Below are 18,834 nucleotides of genomic sequence, written 5' to 3' on the forward strand. Positions count from 1 at the left end.
TTGGAGACCTATCACAGTCTACAGCAGCTTCAGAATGAGCTGAGGGAGGGGAGCTATACCCTTGTTTCAGTTGTAGAACATTATCTTAAATCAATAGAGGAGAATAAACATCTTAATGTTTTTCTTGATGTTTACCATTCTGAAGCTATTTCGAAAGCTCAAGAATTACAGAATAAAATAGATTCTGGTCAATCTTTAGGCAAGCTATTCGGATTAGTGATAGGTATTAAGGATGTTTTAGTGCAGAAGAATAAAGAAGTTCGTTCTGCATCTAAAATATTAGAAGGTTTTGAATCTCAATTCACCGCTACTTCAGTTCAAAGACTTTTAGACGAGGATGCCATCATTATTGGATCACAGAATTGTGACGAATTTGCAATGGGCTCTTCAAATGAAAATTCAGCATTCGGTCCTACATTAAATGCTGATGATAATTTAAAAGTACCAGGAGGTTCTTCAGGAGCATCAGCTGTTTCAGTTCAAGCTGGATTATGCATGGCTGCATTAGGTACTGATACGGGCGGTTCAGTTAGACAACCAGCAGCATTCTGTGGTGTTGTCGGCATTAAACCTACCTATTCTAGAGTATCTAGATATGGATTAATAGCATTTGCTTCTTCCTTCGATTGCATCGGAGTGTTCTCAAAGAACATTGAAGATAATGCTCTTATTCTTGAAGTCATTTCAGGTTCAGACGATTATGACAGTACCGTTTCTAATAAGGAAGTACCTGAATATTCAAAGCAATTATCTTTTAATAAAAAGGCTAGAGTTGCTTTTATAAAAGAAACAATTGAAAATGAAGCCCTGCAAGAAGAAATTAAAAACTCAACCTTAGAAAGGTTAAACTGGCTAAAAGAACAAGGCCATGAAGTTGAGGAGGTCACATTTCCTCATTTAGATTATGTTCTACCAACTTATTATATATTAACAACAGCTGAAGCAAGTTCAAACTTATCTCGTTTTGATGGCGTCCGATATGGATATAGAGCCCCAGAAGCCTATAATATGGAAAGCATGTATAAGCTTTCTAGAACTCAAGGATTTGGAGAGGAAGTCAAGAGAAGAATTATGCTAGGTACTTTTGTGCTGTCAGCTAGTTATTATGATGCTTACTACACAAAAGCACAAAAAGTAAGAAGAATAATTAGAGATGAAACTCGAGATATTCTTTCAAAATATGATTTTATCATAATGCCAACGACTCCAAGTACCGCATTTCCACTTAATTCTGATCGAGAAAATCCTGCGGAGATGTACTTGGAAGATATTTTTACCGTTCAAGCTAATGTATCAGGTATACCAGCAATTTCGATTCCAAATGGTAGAGATAAATCAAACATGCCGATTGGACTTCAGGTGATGACGGATGTTTTTAAAGAAAATGAGTTGTATGCATTTTCTAATTATCTGATGAATTCCTAATTTTATTAATATGTGGGTGAAGATTGTCAGTAAATATATCGCTGTGCTTTTTTTGATTTACACTTCTTTGAATGTAGAAGCATATCAAATGAATTTACAACAAGCAGATAGTATTGAGGAATCAGATACTATTGAAATTCAAATGGATTCTGTTTCAGATAGTTTGATTGTTTTAAATCATGAATACGAATTTATTCCTGAATTCAATAATGAAATTATTCAGGAAAGACTTTCCTCCATTGAAAATGAAATCCCCCTAACTTATAATAGTATAGTTAATTCATTTATCAATTATTTTACTGTAACTGATAGAGATTATACTAGAAAAGTAGCTAAACTGCAGACCAAATATTTTCCTATGATTGAGAAATATTTAGCGCAATACGATTTGCCTGAAGAGTTGAAATATTTAGCAATTGTAGAATCTGGTTTAAATCCAAAAGCTCAATCACCAGCTGGAGCAGTTGGTTTATGGCAATTTATGCCTCTTACAGGACGATTAGATTATGGACTACATGAAAACTGGTACATGGATGAAAAGATGGATATGGAAAAATCCACTGATGCTGCTTGTCGTTATTTATCATTCCTTTACAAATATTTTTATAATGATTGGCAATTAGCCCTTGCAGCCTACAATACAGGCCCAGGTAATGTTAGAAAAGCCATCAGAAGAAGTGGGTATAAAAAAAGCTTCTGGGAAATATACCCTTATTTATATAGAGAAACCCGGTCATATGTTCCTCAATTTATAGCCATTATGTACAGTATGAATTACTTAGAGGAGCATAATTTATTTATTGATGAGTATGAATATTTGCCGGAATACTCCACTGTAACCATAAATGAATTTTTAAATCTATCTTTATTTGCAGAGCATAGTGGTATTTGCATAGAAACTTTAAATGAGCTTAATCCTGAATTGAAGCATGGAGCTATTTCTGATCATCACGCAAGTTATCAATTAAGAATCCCTTCTGATCAAAAAGAATTTGTTGATTCCCATCTCGATGAGATCATGAAGTTTGCGAGTCAAGGAAAAGAGCATTTTGAACGATTAGCAAGAAATGAATTAGGGAGTACTTATGGAAGACAAAAGCTAGCTTACAAGGTGAAGCCAGGAGATGTTCTCGGTAAAATTGCTCAAACTTATAATGTCAGAATAGGGGATATTCAGCAATGGAATAATATTAGAGGAACTACTATTAGAGTAGGACAAAACTTAAATATTTGGATTGAGGATGGCTTTTATGATAATGTGAATATGCAATTAAAAGCAGCAAGCCAGAATAACTTAAATAGCCAGAGGGTAGCACTTAAATCTGGCCAATATAGAGTTCAATACGGAGATACCTTATGGGATATTTCCAGAAAATTTGAAGGTCTTTCTGTAGAGAAGTTGAAAAAAATGAATAATTTGGAGGGTAATGGGATTAAGCCCGGACAGATTCTTAAGATTAAAGAAAATTCATAAAAACTTTCATTATGCACTTATTAAAAAAATTATATAATCTATTTTTAATAGTATTACTATCTCTTTTTATTTTCTCATGTAGTAATGATAAAAAAGCTGGTGAGAAAAGTGAAAATTCCACTATGCAAAAGGCAAGAGGTGAATCAGGAGAGGTAATATTAGTAATACCACCTAGCCTTTGGGATGGTGAACTAGGAAATTTATTAAGAGAAATTCTTGTGTCAAAAGTTGAAGTTCTACCACAAGATGAAGCCCTTTATGATCTAAAACCTGTAGATCCGAGTAAATTTAATAGTGTCTTCAAAGCCTCACAGAATTTGATGTTTGTGGCAACTCTAGATAATAATAAGCCGGAAGGGAAATACATGAAAAAGTATTTTACTGAAAACTCATTGAATCAAATTGAGCAAAATCCAAACCTTTTCTCTTTTAATCAAGAGGACGTTTATGCTCGTGGTCAAGAGGTATTGTATTTATTTGGTCGTAATGAGAAAGAGTTAATCAAGAATATAAAAGCCAACCGTGATGGAATTAAAGAGTTTTTCAATGATAAGGAAGCAGAAAGATTAATTTCAAAATATAAGAAAACAGCTCAGAAGGGGATTATGAATTATATTGAGGATTCATTAAATCTTGAGTTAATGATTCCAGCAGGATTCGATATTGCAATCAAACAAGATGATTTTGTTTGGTTAAGAGAATTGGGCAATGATGAAGAATTTAATATCTGGATTGTAAAAATGCCTTATACGGATGAATCAATTTTTGACCCCGCTAATATTAAATCTTTAAGAAATGAATTAGGACAAAAGTATATCACAGATGAAGACATACCTGATTTATACTTAACCAGTCAGGATGAAGTAGAATTTGTGATAGATACAATCAATTTAAATAATAACTACACATTAAGAACGAGAGGGTTATGGAAGTATTCCGATAATTCTCGTGGGGGTGCTTTTGTAGGTTATTTATTTGCAAATGAAGACTCCGGTGATTTGTACTATATGGAAGGCTATCTTGATGCTCCAGGAGAATCAAAGCGTGAATCCATGCGTAAATTAAAAGCAATTATGGGTACCGCTAAATTTCCTGAAAGTATAGAGGATTAATCCATTTAAACCTACTATCGAAGTAGGCAATTCTAAATAATTTTATACTTATTCAATTGGATATATTTTTCAAATTCAATTGAGTCATTTCTGATATTTTATATTACTATTATGGCTAAAAAAGTTCGTAAGCAAGATGCTTTAAATTATCATATGCAGGGTACTCCAGGTAAAATTGAGGTTGTACCTACAAAAATGTTAAGTTCTCAATCTGATTTAGCATTGGCCTACTCTCCTGGGGTTGCTGAACCTTGTAAGGAGATTGAAAAAGATAGAGAAAATGCTTATAAATATACTGCTAAAGGAAATTTAGTAGGGGTAGTATCAAATGGTACAGCAGTATTAGGATTAGGGGATATTGGTCCGGATGCTTCAAAACCTGTAATGGAGGGGAAAGGAGTACTTTTTAAAAAATTTGCTGGAATTGATGTATTTGATATTGAAATCAATGAAAAAGATCCTAAAAAGCTTATTGAAATCGTAAAATCCTTAGAGCCTACTTTTGGTGGGATCAATTTAGAGGACATAAAAGCTCCCGAATGCTTCGAAGTTGAAACCGCATTAAAGGAACAAATGAATATTCCTGTCATGCATGATGATCAGCATGGAACGGCTATCATATCGGGTGCTGCACTAATCAATGCATTGGAGTTAGTTGATAAGAAAATTGAAGACATCAAAATTGTTGTATTAGGTGCAGGAGCAGCTGCTATATCTTGTTCTAAACTATATAATTCCTTAGGTGCTAAGCTTGAAAACATTTATATGTTTGACAGAAAGGGCTTACTTACTAAAGACAGAGATGACTTGAGTGAGATGGGAAAACTATTTGCTCAGGATAAATCAGATATCAATGATGTGAAGGATGCAATGAAAGGAGCCGATGTATTTTTGGGACTTTCTGCGGGAAATGTTATTGATAAAAGTCATATAAAAGCCATGGCGGATAATCCAATTGTATTTGCATTAGCTAATCCTGATCCTGAAATACCTTATGCGGAAGCAATGGCGGCTAGAAAAGACATTATCATGGCCACTGGCAGATCAGATCATCCTAATCAGGTGAATAATGTTATTGGTTTCCCTTATATTTTTAGAGGAGCTTTAGATGTTAGAGCTACTGCAATTAATGAGGAAATGAAATTGGCCGCTGCTTATGCCATTGCTGAATTGGCAAAGCAGCCAGTTCCAGAATTGATTAATAAAGCATATGATGATCAAAAGATTGTATTTGGTAGAGAGTATTTAATTCCAAAACCGCTGGATCCTAGATTGATTACTACTATTTCACCTGCAGTTGCAAAAGCTGCAATGGATTCTGGAGTGGCTAAAACTAGAATCACTAATTGGTCTCAATATGATGTAGATTTACAAAAGAGAATTGGGGTTGATCAGAAGTTGATGAATAGAATTTTAACCATTGCTAAAAAAGATCCTAAGAGAGTAGTTTTTGCAGAAGCGGATAATGCCAACATACTCAAAGCGGTACAAATGGTAATAGATGAGGGTATTGCTGAACCAATTCTTTTAGGAAATAAGCAGAAAATTGAATCCTTAATTAAGACGCATCAACTAGACTTACACGATGTAAAAATCATTGATAATTACATTGATGACAAGAAAAGAGAGGAATATGGTAAAGTCTACTACAATAAGAGAAAACGTAAGGGGGTAACCCAATACGAAGCTGTCAAAATTATGCGTGAAAGAAATTATTTTGGTAGTATGATGGTAGAGTTAGGAGAAGCAGATGCTATGATCTCTGGTTTAACTAAGGATTATCCAAAAACTATCCGTCCAGCACTTGAAATAATTGGAGCAGAGGCAGGAAAGCGAGTTGCAGGTATGTATATCTTACTTACCAAAAAGGGAACTTTCTTCTTCTCAGACACTACAGTAAATACAAACCCAACTGTAGATGAATTAGTGGAGATTATTGGTTTAACTGCCAGAGGAGCAAAAGTTTTTGGTTTTGAGCCAAGAATGGCGGTGCTTTCATATTCTAACTTTGGAAGTAGTAAAGGTGATATACCAGAGAAAACAGCTAAAGCAAGAGCTATAGCAAAAGAAAGGTGGCCAGATTTAATTATTGATGGAGATATTCAAGCCAATATAGCCGTTAATGAAGAGTTATTAAAGGAAACTTATCCTTTTTCTGAATTGGCCGAAAAAGGGGCTAATACCTTTATATTCCCTAATCTAGCTTCTGGTAATATTGCCTACAAGCTTTTGATGGAATTAGGAAATGCGGAAGCAATAGGACCAATTTTATTAGGTATGAATAAGCCAGTTCACATTCTACAACTTGGCAGTTCTATTCGTGAAATTGTGAATATGGTAGCTATTTCTGTAGTAGATGCTCAAGACCATCAGAATAGGATGAAATCATGATATCATTTTTAAAAGGCCAAATAATAGAATTAGAACCTACTCACCTCATCATTGAAGTTGGGGGGGTAGGTTATCATGTTAATATTCCGCTTTCTGCCTATGATGCTTTCAAAAGTCAAAAGGAAGCCCGCGTATTAACACATTTCCATGTAAAAGAAGATGCTCAAACTTTATATGGTTTTTTTCTGCCAGAAGAAAGAGCCGTATTTTTAGATTTGATTGGGATTTCAGGAATAGGTCCATCCACAGCAATTGGGATGCTTTCCGCTATGAATCCTAATGAAATTAAGTCAGCAATTGTAGCTGAAAATGTAAAACAAATTCAATCGATTAAAGGAATTGGAGGAAAAACAGCCCAGAGGGTAATTCTTGAATTAAAAGATCGATATAAAAAAGAAGATTTAATTACTGAATCTGCTCAAACTTCTACTATTTCAAACAATAGCTTGCGCAAGGAAGCGTTATCAGCATTGATAAATTTAGGATTCGCTAAAAATTCTGCTGAAAAGGTTATTGATAAGATATTGCAAGCTAATAAGGAAAATATTACTTTAGAGCAATTAATAAAGCAAGCCTTAAAATCAGCTTAAACTAAATTGTATTTTGCAAAGTAGGAGCTTTCAACTTCTTTTACGGACAGTACTCTTTTTCCTATTCTTAATAGTAGGACAGATATACCTATACGCTAATTCAAACGAGCATTCATTTGAATTGTTTCAGGAAGTTCAGCAGCAACAAGACACTGTTAAATCTGATACTACTAAAGTAGATAGTGTACGTAACTATCAACCCAGTAGAAGACCTACTTATCAGGCGCAAGATAGATACGGTGATCCATTTTCTAATGATTTAGGGAATAGTCCATTACTATTGGAAGATCCTGCGGCATTAAATGTAGACGTTGAAATTGATACAGGTTTTAATTATTCCATTTATGAAACTATAGGTGATATAGATTTCCGACCAACATCTTCTATGTCATTTCAGGAGTTTTCCAATTATCAAGATGATCGAATTTTAAAAGAATATTGGAAGGAAAGATCATTAGGATTAGATGGAGAAAGTGCTGTGAGTGGCAGATCCTTGATTCCGCCTTTGTATGTAAGTCCTGTATTTGATCGAATTTTTGGGGGTAGTTTTGTTGAGCTCATTCCAAATGGATTTATTACCCTTGATTTTGGAGGCCGATTTACTAAAAATGAAAATCCAAACTTGCCCGTTCAGCAGCAACGATATTCAAGTTTTGAATTCGATCAGCAAATCAATATGAATGCAGTAGGGAAAGTAGGAGAGAAGTTAGCTGTAACAGCAAATTTTGCAAATAACAACTCTTTTGATTTCCAAAATGACTTAAAGGTTGAATATACTGGATATGAAGAAGAGATTTTAAAGAAAATTGAGATCGGTAATGTGAGTATGCCAGTCAATAATTCTTTAATGTCAGGAGCACAAAACCTTTTTGGAGTTAAAACTCAAATGCAATTTGGTCATTTGTTTGTAACTAGTGTAGCATCTACTCAAAGAGGAAAGGCAGAAAGCGTAAAAGTAGAAGGAGGGGCACAAAGGCAAGAGTTCCAGGTGAGATCATCTGATTATGATGAAAATAGGCATTTCTTTTTAGGGCATTTTTTCAGAAATAATTATGAAAGATGGTTAAAAGGACTGCCTCGAATTAATTCCAGCTTAGATATTAGAAGGGTAGAGGTCTATATACTAAATAGAAATCAAAATACTCAAAATCTTCGATCAATTGCTGCTTTTATGGATTTGGGAGAAGCAAATCCTAATAATACCAACCAATTGCAATACTTAAATTCTGGCACACCTAATAATAGTCCCACAGATAATGATGCGAACGGACTATGGGAGGAAATCAATACTTACAATAAAAGCTATGATAATTTCCTTAATTCCTTAGAAACCTCAAGTCCAGAATTAGCTAGAACAGTCGATTATGAAATTATTAACGTAGCGAGAAAGCTAGATGCTACGGAGTATAATTTTAATAAGGAATTGGGGTATCTTTCTTTAAGAAGACAACTTCAAAATGATGAGATGCTAGCTGTTGCCTATGAGTATACATATAATGGGCAGCGCTATCAAGTAGGGGAAATGGCTGAAAATTATGGTAGCCGCTCGGATGATGAAGTAGTATTATTAAAGCTATTAAGACCGTCAAAAATCAATGTGGATGTTCCTAGCTGGGATTTGATGATGAAAAACATCTACAATCTTCAAGGAAATCAGATAAGTCAGGAAGGATTTCAACTTAGAATCATCTATCGTGATGATAGAACAGGACAGGATAATCCTAGTCTTCATGAAAGCTCATTAAGAGATATTCCATTATTAAGACTGTTCAATTTGGATAGCTTAAATCAAAATAATGATCCGCAACCTGATGGAAATTTCGATTATATAAATGGACTTACTATCAATGAGCAAGAAGGAAAAATTATATTTCCAGTATTGGAGCCATTCGGAAGCAGTTTAGATCAGCAGTTTAGGGATGATGAGCAAACCTTTAAAAGTAAATATGTTTTTAATACGCTTTATGAGTCTACTAAAAATGATGCTCAGCAGCTTACTTCCAAAGATAAATTTTTTATTAAAGGGCAATATGAAAGTGGTTCTTCTACTGAAATTGCACTTCCTGGATTAAATATAGCTGAGAATTCTGTTAGAGTTAGTGCAGGGGGAACTCCTCTTCAAGAGGGAATTGATTATCGCGTAGATTATAATTTAGGCAGAGTTATCATATTGAATGAAGGTATTTTGAACTCAGGAAGAGATTTGGATATTGACTTTGAAACTGAGGATATGTTTAATTTCCAGTCTAAAACATTAATAGGTACTCGTTTCGATTATGTAGTAAGTGATAAATTTAATGTTGGAGCTACTGTCTTAAGGCATACCCAAAGGCCATTGGGAGTATCGCGATATACAATAGGTTCAGAACCATCTAGTAATACCAAATGGGGGGTGGATTTAAATTATAATGATGAAGTTCCATTTTTAACCAAAATGGTCGATTTCATTCCTTTTATAGATACCAAAGTGCCTTCTTCTTTAACTTTTAGAGGAGAGTTTGCCCAATTAATACCGGGTACTAGTAGTCAGGTGGATGGTGAAGGTACAGCCTACTTAGATGATTTTGAGCAATCTGTAACGGTTAATAATCTCGGAAGTGATTTTGTGAGTTGGAATATGGCAGCCACTCCAGCTACACAAGACAATCGTTTTTTTGGACAAGGTAAATGGGGAGCTAATAAGAAAAGAGCTAAGCTAGCTTGGTATAACATCGATTTAAGTTTTTATAATAGAAGTGGGCAAAATATACCCGAATTAACTGATGAGGCAAAGGAAAATCATTACGCTAGATATGTACCCGCACAAGAAATTTATAAAAACAGGGATCAGAACATTGGAATCAACGCCCAACAGACATTCGACTTGGCTTACTTCCCAGAAGAGCGTGGTATGTATAACTTCAATTCTGATTTAACTGCTGAGGGTAGGCTAAAAAATCCTAGACAAAACTGGGCAGGTATTACCAGAGCCATTACTTCTGAGGTTGATTTTGATAAAAATAATATTGAATACATTGAATTTTGGTTACTTGATCCATTCATTGAAACAGAAAGAGGTGTGGTGGATGATGGAACTGAAGATGCTACTAATAATACAACAGGAGGTAAATTGTACTTTAATCTGGGGAGTGTCTCAGAAGATATTTTACCCGATAATAAGCTAGCCTATGAAAATGGATTACCTGCAAATTATGATAATACTGCTGAAGTGGACATTACAGAAGAGGCAAGAGTACCTTCTAATGCACCGATAACAGATGTATTCTCAACGGATCCTGATGCAAGGGAAAATCAAGATGTAGGTTTAGATGGGGTGAGAAATGATCAAGAGGAAGAATTTTATAGTGATTTTGTAAACGAGATTAATAGTAATTCAGCGATATCTGATGAGGCTAAAAACAGAATTCTCAGTGATATATCTGCTGATAATTTCAGGTATTTCTTGGGCGATGAATTTGATGCAGAACAAGCGCCAATAGTAGAAAGATATAAAAATTTCAGTAATATGGAAGGAAACACTCCTGCTAGTAGTGGTGAAGGAAGTTTTAATCCTTCAGGAAGCCGATACCCAGATTCTGAAGATTTAAATAATGATAGAACAGTTTCTACTCTAGAAGAATATTACGAATATGAAGTGGATTTAAGACAATCCACATTAAATGTAGCGAATAACCCATTGATTGTAGATGAAGTAACTGCATCAAGTGAAAATGAAAATGTAAAATGGTATCTATTTAGAATACCCGTAAGGAACCCAACTAGAACTCAAGGGGAAATTCAAGGATTTAAAACTATTCGCTATATCAGAACTCTTTTGACAGATTTTGAACAACCGGTAGTGTTAAGAATGGCTGATTTCAGATTGGTAGGTTCTCAATGGAGAAAATATAATGGCGCTTTGTCAAGATCAGGAATAATTGAAACTCCAGAGCAAAAGCCTTCCAACTTAGTGATATCTGCAGTAAGTATTGAAGCCAACTCGGAAAATGGTCCAGGTAAAGTACCTTATCAATTACCACCTGGAATTACCCGAGATCAAGATATTGCGGCTGTAGCGAATCCTGTTCGTCAAAATGAAAAATCAGTACAGCTCTGTGTAGATGATTTGGAAGATGGAAAAGCAGTAGCGGCATTCAAAAATGTGAATTTTGATCTAGTGAACTATAACACATTAAAATTATTCCTTCATGCGCAGGGAGCTAATGTAAATGATGATGATGTTACTGCTTTTGTAAGATTGGGAACTGATTTTGATGATAACTACTATGAGATTGAACTCCCCTTAAAAGTCACGCCTTATCAAACTACTGATCCTCGTGAAATCTGGCCTTTAGAAAATGAAATTGATCTGGATATTAATGAATTATATAGACTTAAATCAAGAAGGAACCGAGTATTAGGAAATCAAAATATTCTTCTTCCTTATTCAGAGCAAGTGGGTAAATACACATTAACTGTAAGAGGTAGGCCCGATATGAGTTCCGTTCAAACCATTATGATAGGTATCAGAAATCCTGATGGGGGAAGTACTTTACCAAAAGACGTTTGTGTTTGGGCAAATGAAATGAGAGTAACAGACTTTGATCAAACTAACGGATGGGCTGCCAATGCTACCTTAAATGCTAAATTAGCTGATTTTGCTAATATTACATTAGGTACAAATTATTCAACAGTAGGCTTTGGAGGAATTGAACAAAATATTGCACAAAGAACAAGAGAAACTACTGAAGCCTATGATGTTTCAGCTAATATTAGCTTAGGCAAATTCTTTGGCGATGAATCAGGAATAAAAATCCCAGCTTATTTAGGCTATCAAACCTTTACAGCTACGCCTTTCTTTGATCCGAGAGACCCAGACATTCCTTTAATCCAAGCAATAGAGAGTTTTGAAACAGTAAGTGAAGCTGAGGAGTACCGGAATTTAGTGATTGATCAAGAAGTAAGGCGAAGTATCAACTTTACAAATGTTAGGAAAGAAAGAAAGCAAACCGATAAGTTGGTTTTACCTTTTGCCATTTCAAACTTCGATTTCACCTACGCTTATAGCGATATAAATAGAAGTAATCTTCAAACTGCTTCTTTCGAGACCAGAAATTACAAAGGGGCAGTGGGGTATAATTATGGTTTTCCAAATGCCAATATTGCACCATTGAAAAATGTTGATTTTCTAAATTCTCCATATTTAAAATTAATCCAGGATATCAATATCAATCCACTACCTTCAACTTTTGGACTAAGAGCTGACTTAGATAGAAGTTATGTTAAAACACAATTAAGAAACGACAGATTGGGTATAGAAGGAATAGAGCCTCAATTTCAGAAATCATTTACTTTAAATAGAACTTATAATTTAGACTGGAACTTGACTGAGAATGTGAATATCAATTATTCTGCAAGAGCATTTTCTATAATTGATGAGGCTCCCGGAGAGATTAATACTGAAGTAAAACGCGATAGTATTTTAACTAATCTTCAGAATTTAGGTAGAATGAAAAATTTTGACCAATCGGTAGTAACAGGTTATCAATTGCCATTAGCAAAAATTCCATTCACCGATTGGGTTTCGGCTGAAGCACGTTATAAAGTTGATTTCAACTGGACATCTGGATCTTTAAATCAAATTGATACTTTAGGACATATCATACAAAATAGCAGTGAATGGGGATTGAACTCTAGGTTAGATATGAATAAGCTTTACAATAAAGTTAAAATCCTGAATAGCATCAATAATCCTCCGCGTAGAAGAGCGAATCAGCCAGATACAACTTGGAATAAACCCGGGGCCCCCATTGTTAAAGGCTTATTGAAATTATTAATGTCAGTTAAGAATATTACTGGAAGCTATTCGGAACGTGGCGGTACATTGCTGCCTGGCTTTAGAAACAGAGCATATTTATTCGGGTTAGATTCATCTTTAACGGCTCCTGGAATACCATTTATATTAGGAAGTCAGGATCCTACTATACGATTTAGAGCTGCAGAAAATGACTGGTTAGCAAGATCAAATTCCCAATCTAATTTTTACACTCAGTCTATTGTAAAGACGCTAGATATTAAGGCTACCTTAGAACCGGCAAAAGATTTAAGTGTCCAATTAGATGTAAATAGAACGCTTAATGAGAATTACAGTGAGTTATTTAGATTTAGTGATGATGAAGATGCTTTTGTAAATCTTACGCCAACAAGAAGTGGAAATTTTGTAATGAGCTACAATATGATCAATACTGCTTTTGTAAGAACTGAGGTAGATAATTCTCCATTATTTGAACAAGTAAGAGAAAACAGAGAAGTTTTAAGGCAAAGATTATCAACCGCAAATCAAAATGGTGGAGAGTATCAATTAAATCATCAGGATATTTTGATTCCTTCTTTTTTGGCTGCTTACACAGGAGTAGGAGCTTCAGAAATAGAGACCAATCCGTTTCCACGGTTACCATTGCCAAATTGGAGAGTAGACTATAAGGGCCTGTCAAATATTAAAGCGATTAAGGAGGTTTTTCCAAGTATCAGTCTTAGTCATGCTTATGTATCTACTTTAACCATTAACAATTTTATTAATAATGCATTTTATGGGAATGAACAAGAACTTAACTTAAGTAATAACATTGAAAATAATTACCCATTACCATCAGCAGTATCAGATAGCGGATTTTATTTGCCCGTTTATACTATTGGCCAAGTTCTAATTTCAGAAAGATTTTCTCCATTAATAGGAGTGAGTATGAGAAGTTCAGGAAGGCTGACAGCTAAATTTGAATACAAAAAAGAGAGAAATGTAGCTTTAAGTACAGAAACTTCTCAAATAACAGATCAAAAAAGCAATGATATAGTAATAGATATAGGCTTTACAGATCCAAATTTCACATTACCTTTCAAAGTACGTGGCAGAACGGTTTCTCTTGATAATGACTTAACAATGCAATTAAGTGTTACTGTCAGAGATACCGAAGTAGTTCAAAGAACATTAGACGATGGTCGAAATGTATTGGTAGACGGTACAATTAATTTCCAATTAAGACCAACGGTAAATTATACAGTGAATGATAGATTGAATTTGAATTTTTATTTTCAAAGAAATTTCAATGAACCGAGGGTTCAAAACTCATTTCCAACCACAAATACCTCCTTTGGTGTACAAGTTCGATTTGGATTGCAATAATTATTTTTGCATCCGAAAAAAGAGTGTAATTTTGAGAAACATTAATTAATAATCATTTAAATATTTAACGGATGAACATACCTGAAAATCTGAAATACACCAAAGATCACGAATGGGTTAAAGTGGAAGGTGATACTGCTATTATTGGCATTACTGATTTTGCACAAAGAGAACTTGGTGACATTGTATATGTAGAAGTTGAAACTATAGATGACGAACTTGGTGAAGGTGAAGTATTTGGTACAGTTGAAGCAGTAAAAACTGTTTCTGATTTATTTATGCCAGTAGAAGGAACTGTATTAGAATTCAACGAAGAGTTGGAAGATGCACCAGAATCAGTAAATGAAGACCCATATGAAAAAGGATGGATGATTAAAGTAAAGCTTTCTGACGCATCACAAGTTGATTCTTTATTATCAGCAGCTGATTATAAAGAATTAATTGGAGAGTAAGGATGTTTTTAAGGTATAATCTGTTTGGGATTATTTGGTCTTTACTCATACTATTAATGGGTTTAACGCCAGGGGAGTCAATGCCGCTAACTAATATATGGGATGTTCTTAGCTTCGATAAGATTGCTCATTTTATTGTTTTTGCATTACTGACCTTCCTTTTTATTCTAGGGTTTTCCAAACAATATACCTTTTTGTATTTTCGTTATAATGCTGAAATACTGGCAACAGGTATTAGCTTTTTATACGGATTGATAATTGAATTAGGTCAAACTTTAATTCCTGAAAGAGGTTTGGAGTTTACAGATATAATGGCAAACTCAGTTGGAGTTTTTGCAGGATGGTTTGTATTTTATCTGATTTATAAAATTTAATTTGAAATTATTCGAAAAGATTAAGAGTATAATTTGAATTTAAATCATTAAATAATAGTTTTACTATCTAAACGATGTTTAATTATGGAACTTAAAAAGAATCCGGGAGCAGACATCAACAAAAAGTCAACGCTTTTTTTGAATATAGGATTGGTTATTTCCATTTCCTTGGTGTTTTTTGCTTTCGAGTACAAATTTTACGATGAAGGGCCGGCCATGGATTTAGGTACGGTTGATGATGACATGGAGGAAATCATGGAGATTCCACCAACGGAGCAGCCACCCCCACCGCCACCAAAAGTAAAGCTTCCTGAAATCATCGAGATTCCTGATGAGGAAGAGATTGAAGAAGATATCGAATTAGACTTGGATATGGATATGACTGAAGAGACAGTTATTGAAGATCTCGTTTTCGAAGAAGAAGGTGAAGAGGAAGAAGTTGATAAGGTATTCCAGATTGTTGAGCAACAAGCGGAGCCTCAAGGTGGTATTCAAGCTTTCTACGATTATGTAGGTAACGAACTTGCCGATAAATATCCAAGACAAGCACAGCGTATGGGTATTGAAGGTGTAGTTTACGTTCAGTTCGTGATCGAGAGAGATGGTTCATTAACAGACGTTACTGCCGTTAAAGGAATTGGTGGAGGTTGTGATGAAGTAGCCGTGGAAGTGGTGAAAAACTCTCCAAAATGGACGCCAGGTAGACAAAGAGGTAGAGCAGTTCGTTCTCAGCGAGTTATACCTATCCGTTTTGTATTGAATTAATTGAAAATATCATGATATAGAAAAGCCGGTTTATCCGGCTTTTTTTTTGTCTTTTAATTTATTTTCACACTGGTCATTTAATTGGAATACTTAATTTTGTTATTGAAATCTAGCTTAGGATTCTTATGGAAATTATTGCAGTTGTAATTGGTTTAGTAATTGGAGGAGTATTAGCTTATTTTATCCTAAAATCCCAAAATAATAATAGTGCTGAAATTGATCAGATAAATAATGAAAAACAAAAGCTGCAAACGGATCTTTCCGTAGCCATGAGCCAAAAGGAGAACTTATACGCTGAATTAAAAGAAGAAAAAGATGCTCATAGCAAAGAAAGAGAAAAAAATGTACAGTTAAATAGACAATTATCCACTGTTGAATCAGATTATAAAAATCTTAAAATTAAGTTAGATGAACATAAAGCTGAACTAGCTGAACTACAACAACAATTTAAAAATGAGTTTAAAAATCTAGCTCAAGAAATTTTTGAAGAGAAGAGCAAGAAATTCACAGATCAGAATAAAACGAATTTAGGAGAGCTATTAAATCCACTAAAAGAACGTATTGAAAAGTTTGAAGAGAAGGTTGAGAAAAGTAATAAAGACAGCTTAGTTTGGAACAGTGCACTTAAAGAACAAATATCTTCTTTGAAAGAATTGAACCAGCAGATTACAAAAGAAGCTGAAAATTTAACTAAAGCATTAAAGGGTGATTCAAAATCTCAAGGTAATTGGGGTGAGATGCAACTGGAAGCTATTTTAGAAAAAGTTGGACTTCAAAAGGATGTTCATTATGAAAAAGAGAAAAACTATAAAAATGAAGAAGGCTCCAACCAAAGGCTAGATTATATCATTAAAATGCCAGATGATAAGTATTTGGTATTGGATTCAAAAGTATCCTTAACGGCTTATAGTAATTATTTTGATGCTGATGATGATACTCAAAGGGCTAGGTTTCTTAAAAATCATTTAGATAGCATTAATACTCATATCAAAACATTAGGAGATAAGAACTATCAAAACTTATATGATATCAATCAACCTGATTATGTACTAATGTTTATTGCAAATGAACCTGCTTTAACTATTGCTTTAAAAGAAGACCACAGTTTATATGAAAAAGCATTAGATAGGAATATCGTATTGGTTAGTACAACCACATTGATGGCCACATTGAGAACTATATCCTATATCTGGAAACAGGATCTTCAAAATAAAAATGCGATAGAAATTGCTACTCAGGCAGGAGCCTTATATGATAAGTTTACTAATTTCACAGATGATTTACTAAAAGTGGGTAATAATCTTAAAACTACTCAAAATAGTTATTCTGATGCTATGAAGAAGCTATATGAGGGTAAAGGGAATCTTATCAGAAGGACAGAAATCTTGAGAGAGTTGGGTGCAAAAACCACCAAAACTATAGATAAACGATTACTGGATAGGTCAAGTGAGTAATAATAACATAAGAGATGCGTTTGCAGTTACATGCGTATCTTTTTTACTATCAACCTAATCTTAATTTTTAGTCAAGTTGTACTTAGTCAAAGTCAGATTTCAGGTTTAGTTTATGATGCTGATAATTATTCTTCAATATTTGGTGCCCATTTAAGAAATATAAATACCAATACACAGTCTATTTCAACTAAGGATGGGAAGTTTAAAATTGAGGCTTCAATTGGTGATACTTTAATTATCTCTCACATATCCTATCAATCTAAATTAGTTGTTGTAAAACAATTATCCTTTCAAAATATTGAGCTAGATGCAGAAGTTACTCAACTAGATGAAATTAAAGTTTATAATTTACCTAATGATGAATTTGCTTTTAAAAGGAGAATATTAAAAACAGAAGTAAAAACTGATGAAAAATTCATCCCATTCGGAGTAACGCCTGCTAAGTCAATGGGAGAGATACCAAAGCAATTCGAGAAAGAGTCCGGTTTAGAGTTTTGGGCTGATGAAGATTTTAATCCCTCATTTACACTTCCATTGTCTTATTTTAGAAAGAGGTTCGATAAAAAATACCAATCTAAAATGGAATACTATGAGTTAAAGGCCACATCTGATGATCGTATTATAATTGATAAAAAATATAATAAGGAACTAATCCATAAACTGACAGCTTTGGAAGGTGAAGATTTAATGGACTTTATGAGTTATTTAAATCTTAATAACAAATATATTTTGGAAGCTTCAGATTACGAAATTACCTTATTGATAATTAATTCGTTTAAGGAATATAAATTAGAAAAGTTTAAGGATTAGGATTTCACATTTTGAATTTAATTTATATAATAGTCTTAAATTAAATACGTTTTTAGAGTTAATGCGATTAAGTTTACTTTTCATATTGTTATTTAGTTTTTCTACGGCAATTACTGCTCAAGATCATAATGGTATCGTTTTATCCGAATCTGGAGAAGCTATCTCAGGAGCCCACATTGTGAATATTAGTGCAAATATAATGGCAATCTCAACTGATGTAGGAGAATTCAAATTAGCTGTTAATAAAGGAGATACTTTAGTAGTTTCAAATATCAATTATAATACAAAGCAATTAATTGTAGGGGATCAGAAATATTTGAAAATTGTATTAAGCGAAGCAAATATTCAATTAGATGAGGTAAGGGTCAGTAATATGCCTGAAACAGAATCAGATTTTCGTAGGAAAATTGTAGATATGGGAGTTGTTGAGGATGATGCTTTTGTACCATATGGAATGAAACCTAATAAACCTATGTCAAAAATTCCTAAAAATTATGACCCTAGCTATACTAATTCACTTGGCTATGCTATTAATAAACCCATTTCCTTTATAGTAAAGAAATTAAGTAAGTCTCATAAAGAAAAGCTAAAGTATTACCAGACAGTTGCCAATCAGGGTAATGCTATTCAAAATAGTAAAAAGTATAATTCTGGATTAGTTCAAGATTTAACCGGTTTAAAAGGAGATGAGTTAACAGATTTTATTCAATATCTTGATTTGGATGAAGCCTTTGTTCAACGATCTAGTGATTATGAAATTGCTTCCAGAATTTTGGAAGAATTTGAAAAGTATAAAACTCTGAAAGGATAATCGAGTATTAAATATAA

The 18,834-nt window shown here is 33.9% G+C and carries 12 protein-coding genes; all 12 read left to right on the top strand.

The window, feature by feature from the left end; genetic code table 11:
- The 12 genes from gatA to QYS48_RS11730 all read left to right on the top strand — a co-directional run bounded on the left by gatA (position 1) and on the right by QYS48_RS11730 (position 18,817).
- Positions 1–1,425, top strand: coding sequence for an Asp-tRNA(Asn)/Glu-tRNA(Gln) amidotransferase subunit GatA (gene gatA / locus QYS48_RS11675; protein WP_308356051.1), 1,425 nt, complete (start codon positions 1–3; stop codon positions 1,423–1,425).
- 88 nt (positions 1,426–1,513) lie between these two features.
- Positions 1,514–2,899: a LysM peptidoglycan-binding domain-containing protein gene (locus tag QYS48_RS11680; protein WP_308356052.1), complete on the top strand. Its 1,386-nt coding sequence runs from the start codon at positions 1,514–1,516 to the stop codon at positions 2,897–2,899.
- A gap of 11 nt (positions 2,900–2,910) precedes the next feature.
- The gene (locus QYS48_RS11685) at positions 2,911–4,011 is read left to right on the top strand and encodes a DUF4837 family protein (RefSeq protein ID WP_308356053.1); all 1,101 of its coding nucleotides are present in this window, start codon (positions 2,911–2,913) and stop codon (positions 4,009–4,011) included.
- A gap of 111 nt (positions 4,012–4,122) precedes the next feature.
- Complete coding sequence (locus QYS48_RS11690) at positions 4,123–6,402, top strand: NADP-dependent malic enzyme (RefSeq protein WP_308356054.1); 2,280 nt, start codon at positions 4,123–4,125, stop codon at positions 6,400–6,402.
- Positions 6,399–6,992: a Holliday junction branch migration protein RuvA gene (ruvA, locus tag QYS48_RS11695; RefSeq protein WP_308356055.1), complete on the top strand. Its 594-nt coding sequence runs from the start codon at positions 6,399–6,401 to the stop codon at positions 6,990–6,992. Before QYS48_RS11690 ends, ruvA begins: the two co-directional genes overlap by 4 nt.
- A gap of 13 nt (positions 6,993–7,005) precedes the next feature.
- Entirely contained in the window at positions 7,006–14,151 is a 7,146-nt protein-coding gene (sprA, locus tag QYS48_RS11700; RefSeq protein WP_308356056.1) for a cell surface protein SprA, read from the top strand.
- A gap of 71 nt (positions 14,152–14,222) precedes the next feature.
- Positions 14,223–14,603: a glycine cleavage system protein GcvH gene (gcvH, locus tag QYS48_RS11705; protein ID WP_308356057.1), complete on the top strand. Its 381-nt coding sequence runs from the start codon at positions 14,223–14,225 to the stop codon at positions 14,601–14,603.
- A 2-nt stretch (positions 14,604–14,605) separates the two neighbouring features.
- Positions 14,606–14,977, top strand: a complete 372-nt coding sequence (locus QYS48_RS11710) for a VanZ family protein (RefSeq protein WP_302101626.1) — start codon at positions 14,606–14,608, stop codon at positions 14,975–14,977.
- Between the two features lie 84 nt (positions 14,978–15,061).
- Positions 15,062–15,742 carry an energy transducer TonB gene (locus tag QYS48_RS11715; RefSeq protein ID WP_302101625.1) on the top strand — a complete coding sequence of 227 codons (681 nt, stop codon included), beginning with the start codon at positions 15,062–15,064 and terminating at the stop codon, positions 15,740–15,742.
- 125 nt (positions 15,743–15,867) lie between these two features.
- A complete protein-coding gene (gene rmuC, locus QYS48_RS11720) occupies positions 15,868–17,196 on the top strand; it encodes a DNA recombination protein RmuC (RefSeq protein ID WP_308356058.1) in 1,329 nt (442 codons plus the stop codon).
- 30 nt (positions 17,197–17,226) lie between these two features.
- Positions 17,227–18,006 carry a hypothetical protein gene (locus QYS48_RS11725; protein ID WP_308356059.1) on the top strand — a complete coding sequence of 260 codons (780 nt, stop codon included), beginning with the start codon at positions 17,227–17,229 and terminating at the stop codon, positions 18,004–18,006.
- A gap of 61 nt (positions 18,007–18,067) precedes the next feature.
- The gene (locus QYS48_RS11730; protein WP_308356060.1) at positions 18,068–18,817 is read left to right on the top strand and encodes a carboxypeptidase-like regulatory domain-containing protein; all 750 of its coding nucleotides are present in this window, start codon (positions 18,068–18,070) and stop codon (positions 18,815–18,817) included.
- Positions 18,818–18,834 lie beyond the last annotated feature (17 nt).

Origin of the sequence: Marivirga arenosa (genome assembly GCF_030503895.2) — a bacterium.
GTDB lineage: Bacteria > Bacteroidota > Bacteroidia > Cytophagales > Cyclobacteriaceae > Marivirga > Marivirga arenosa.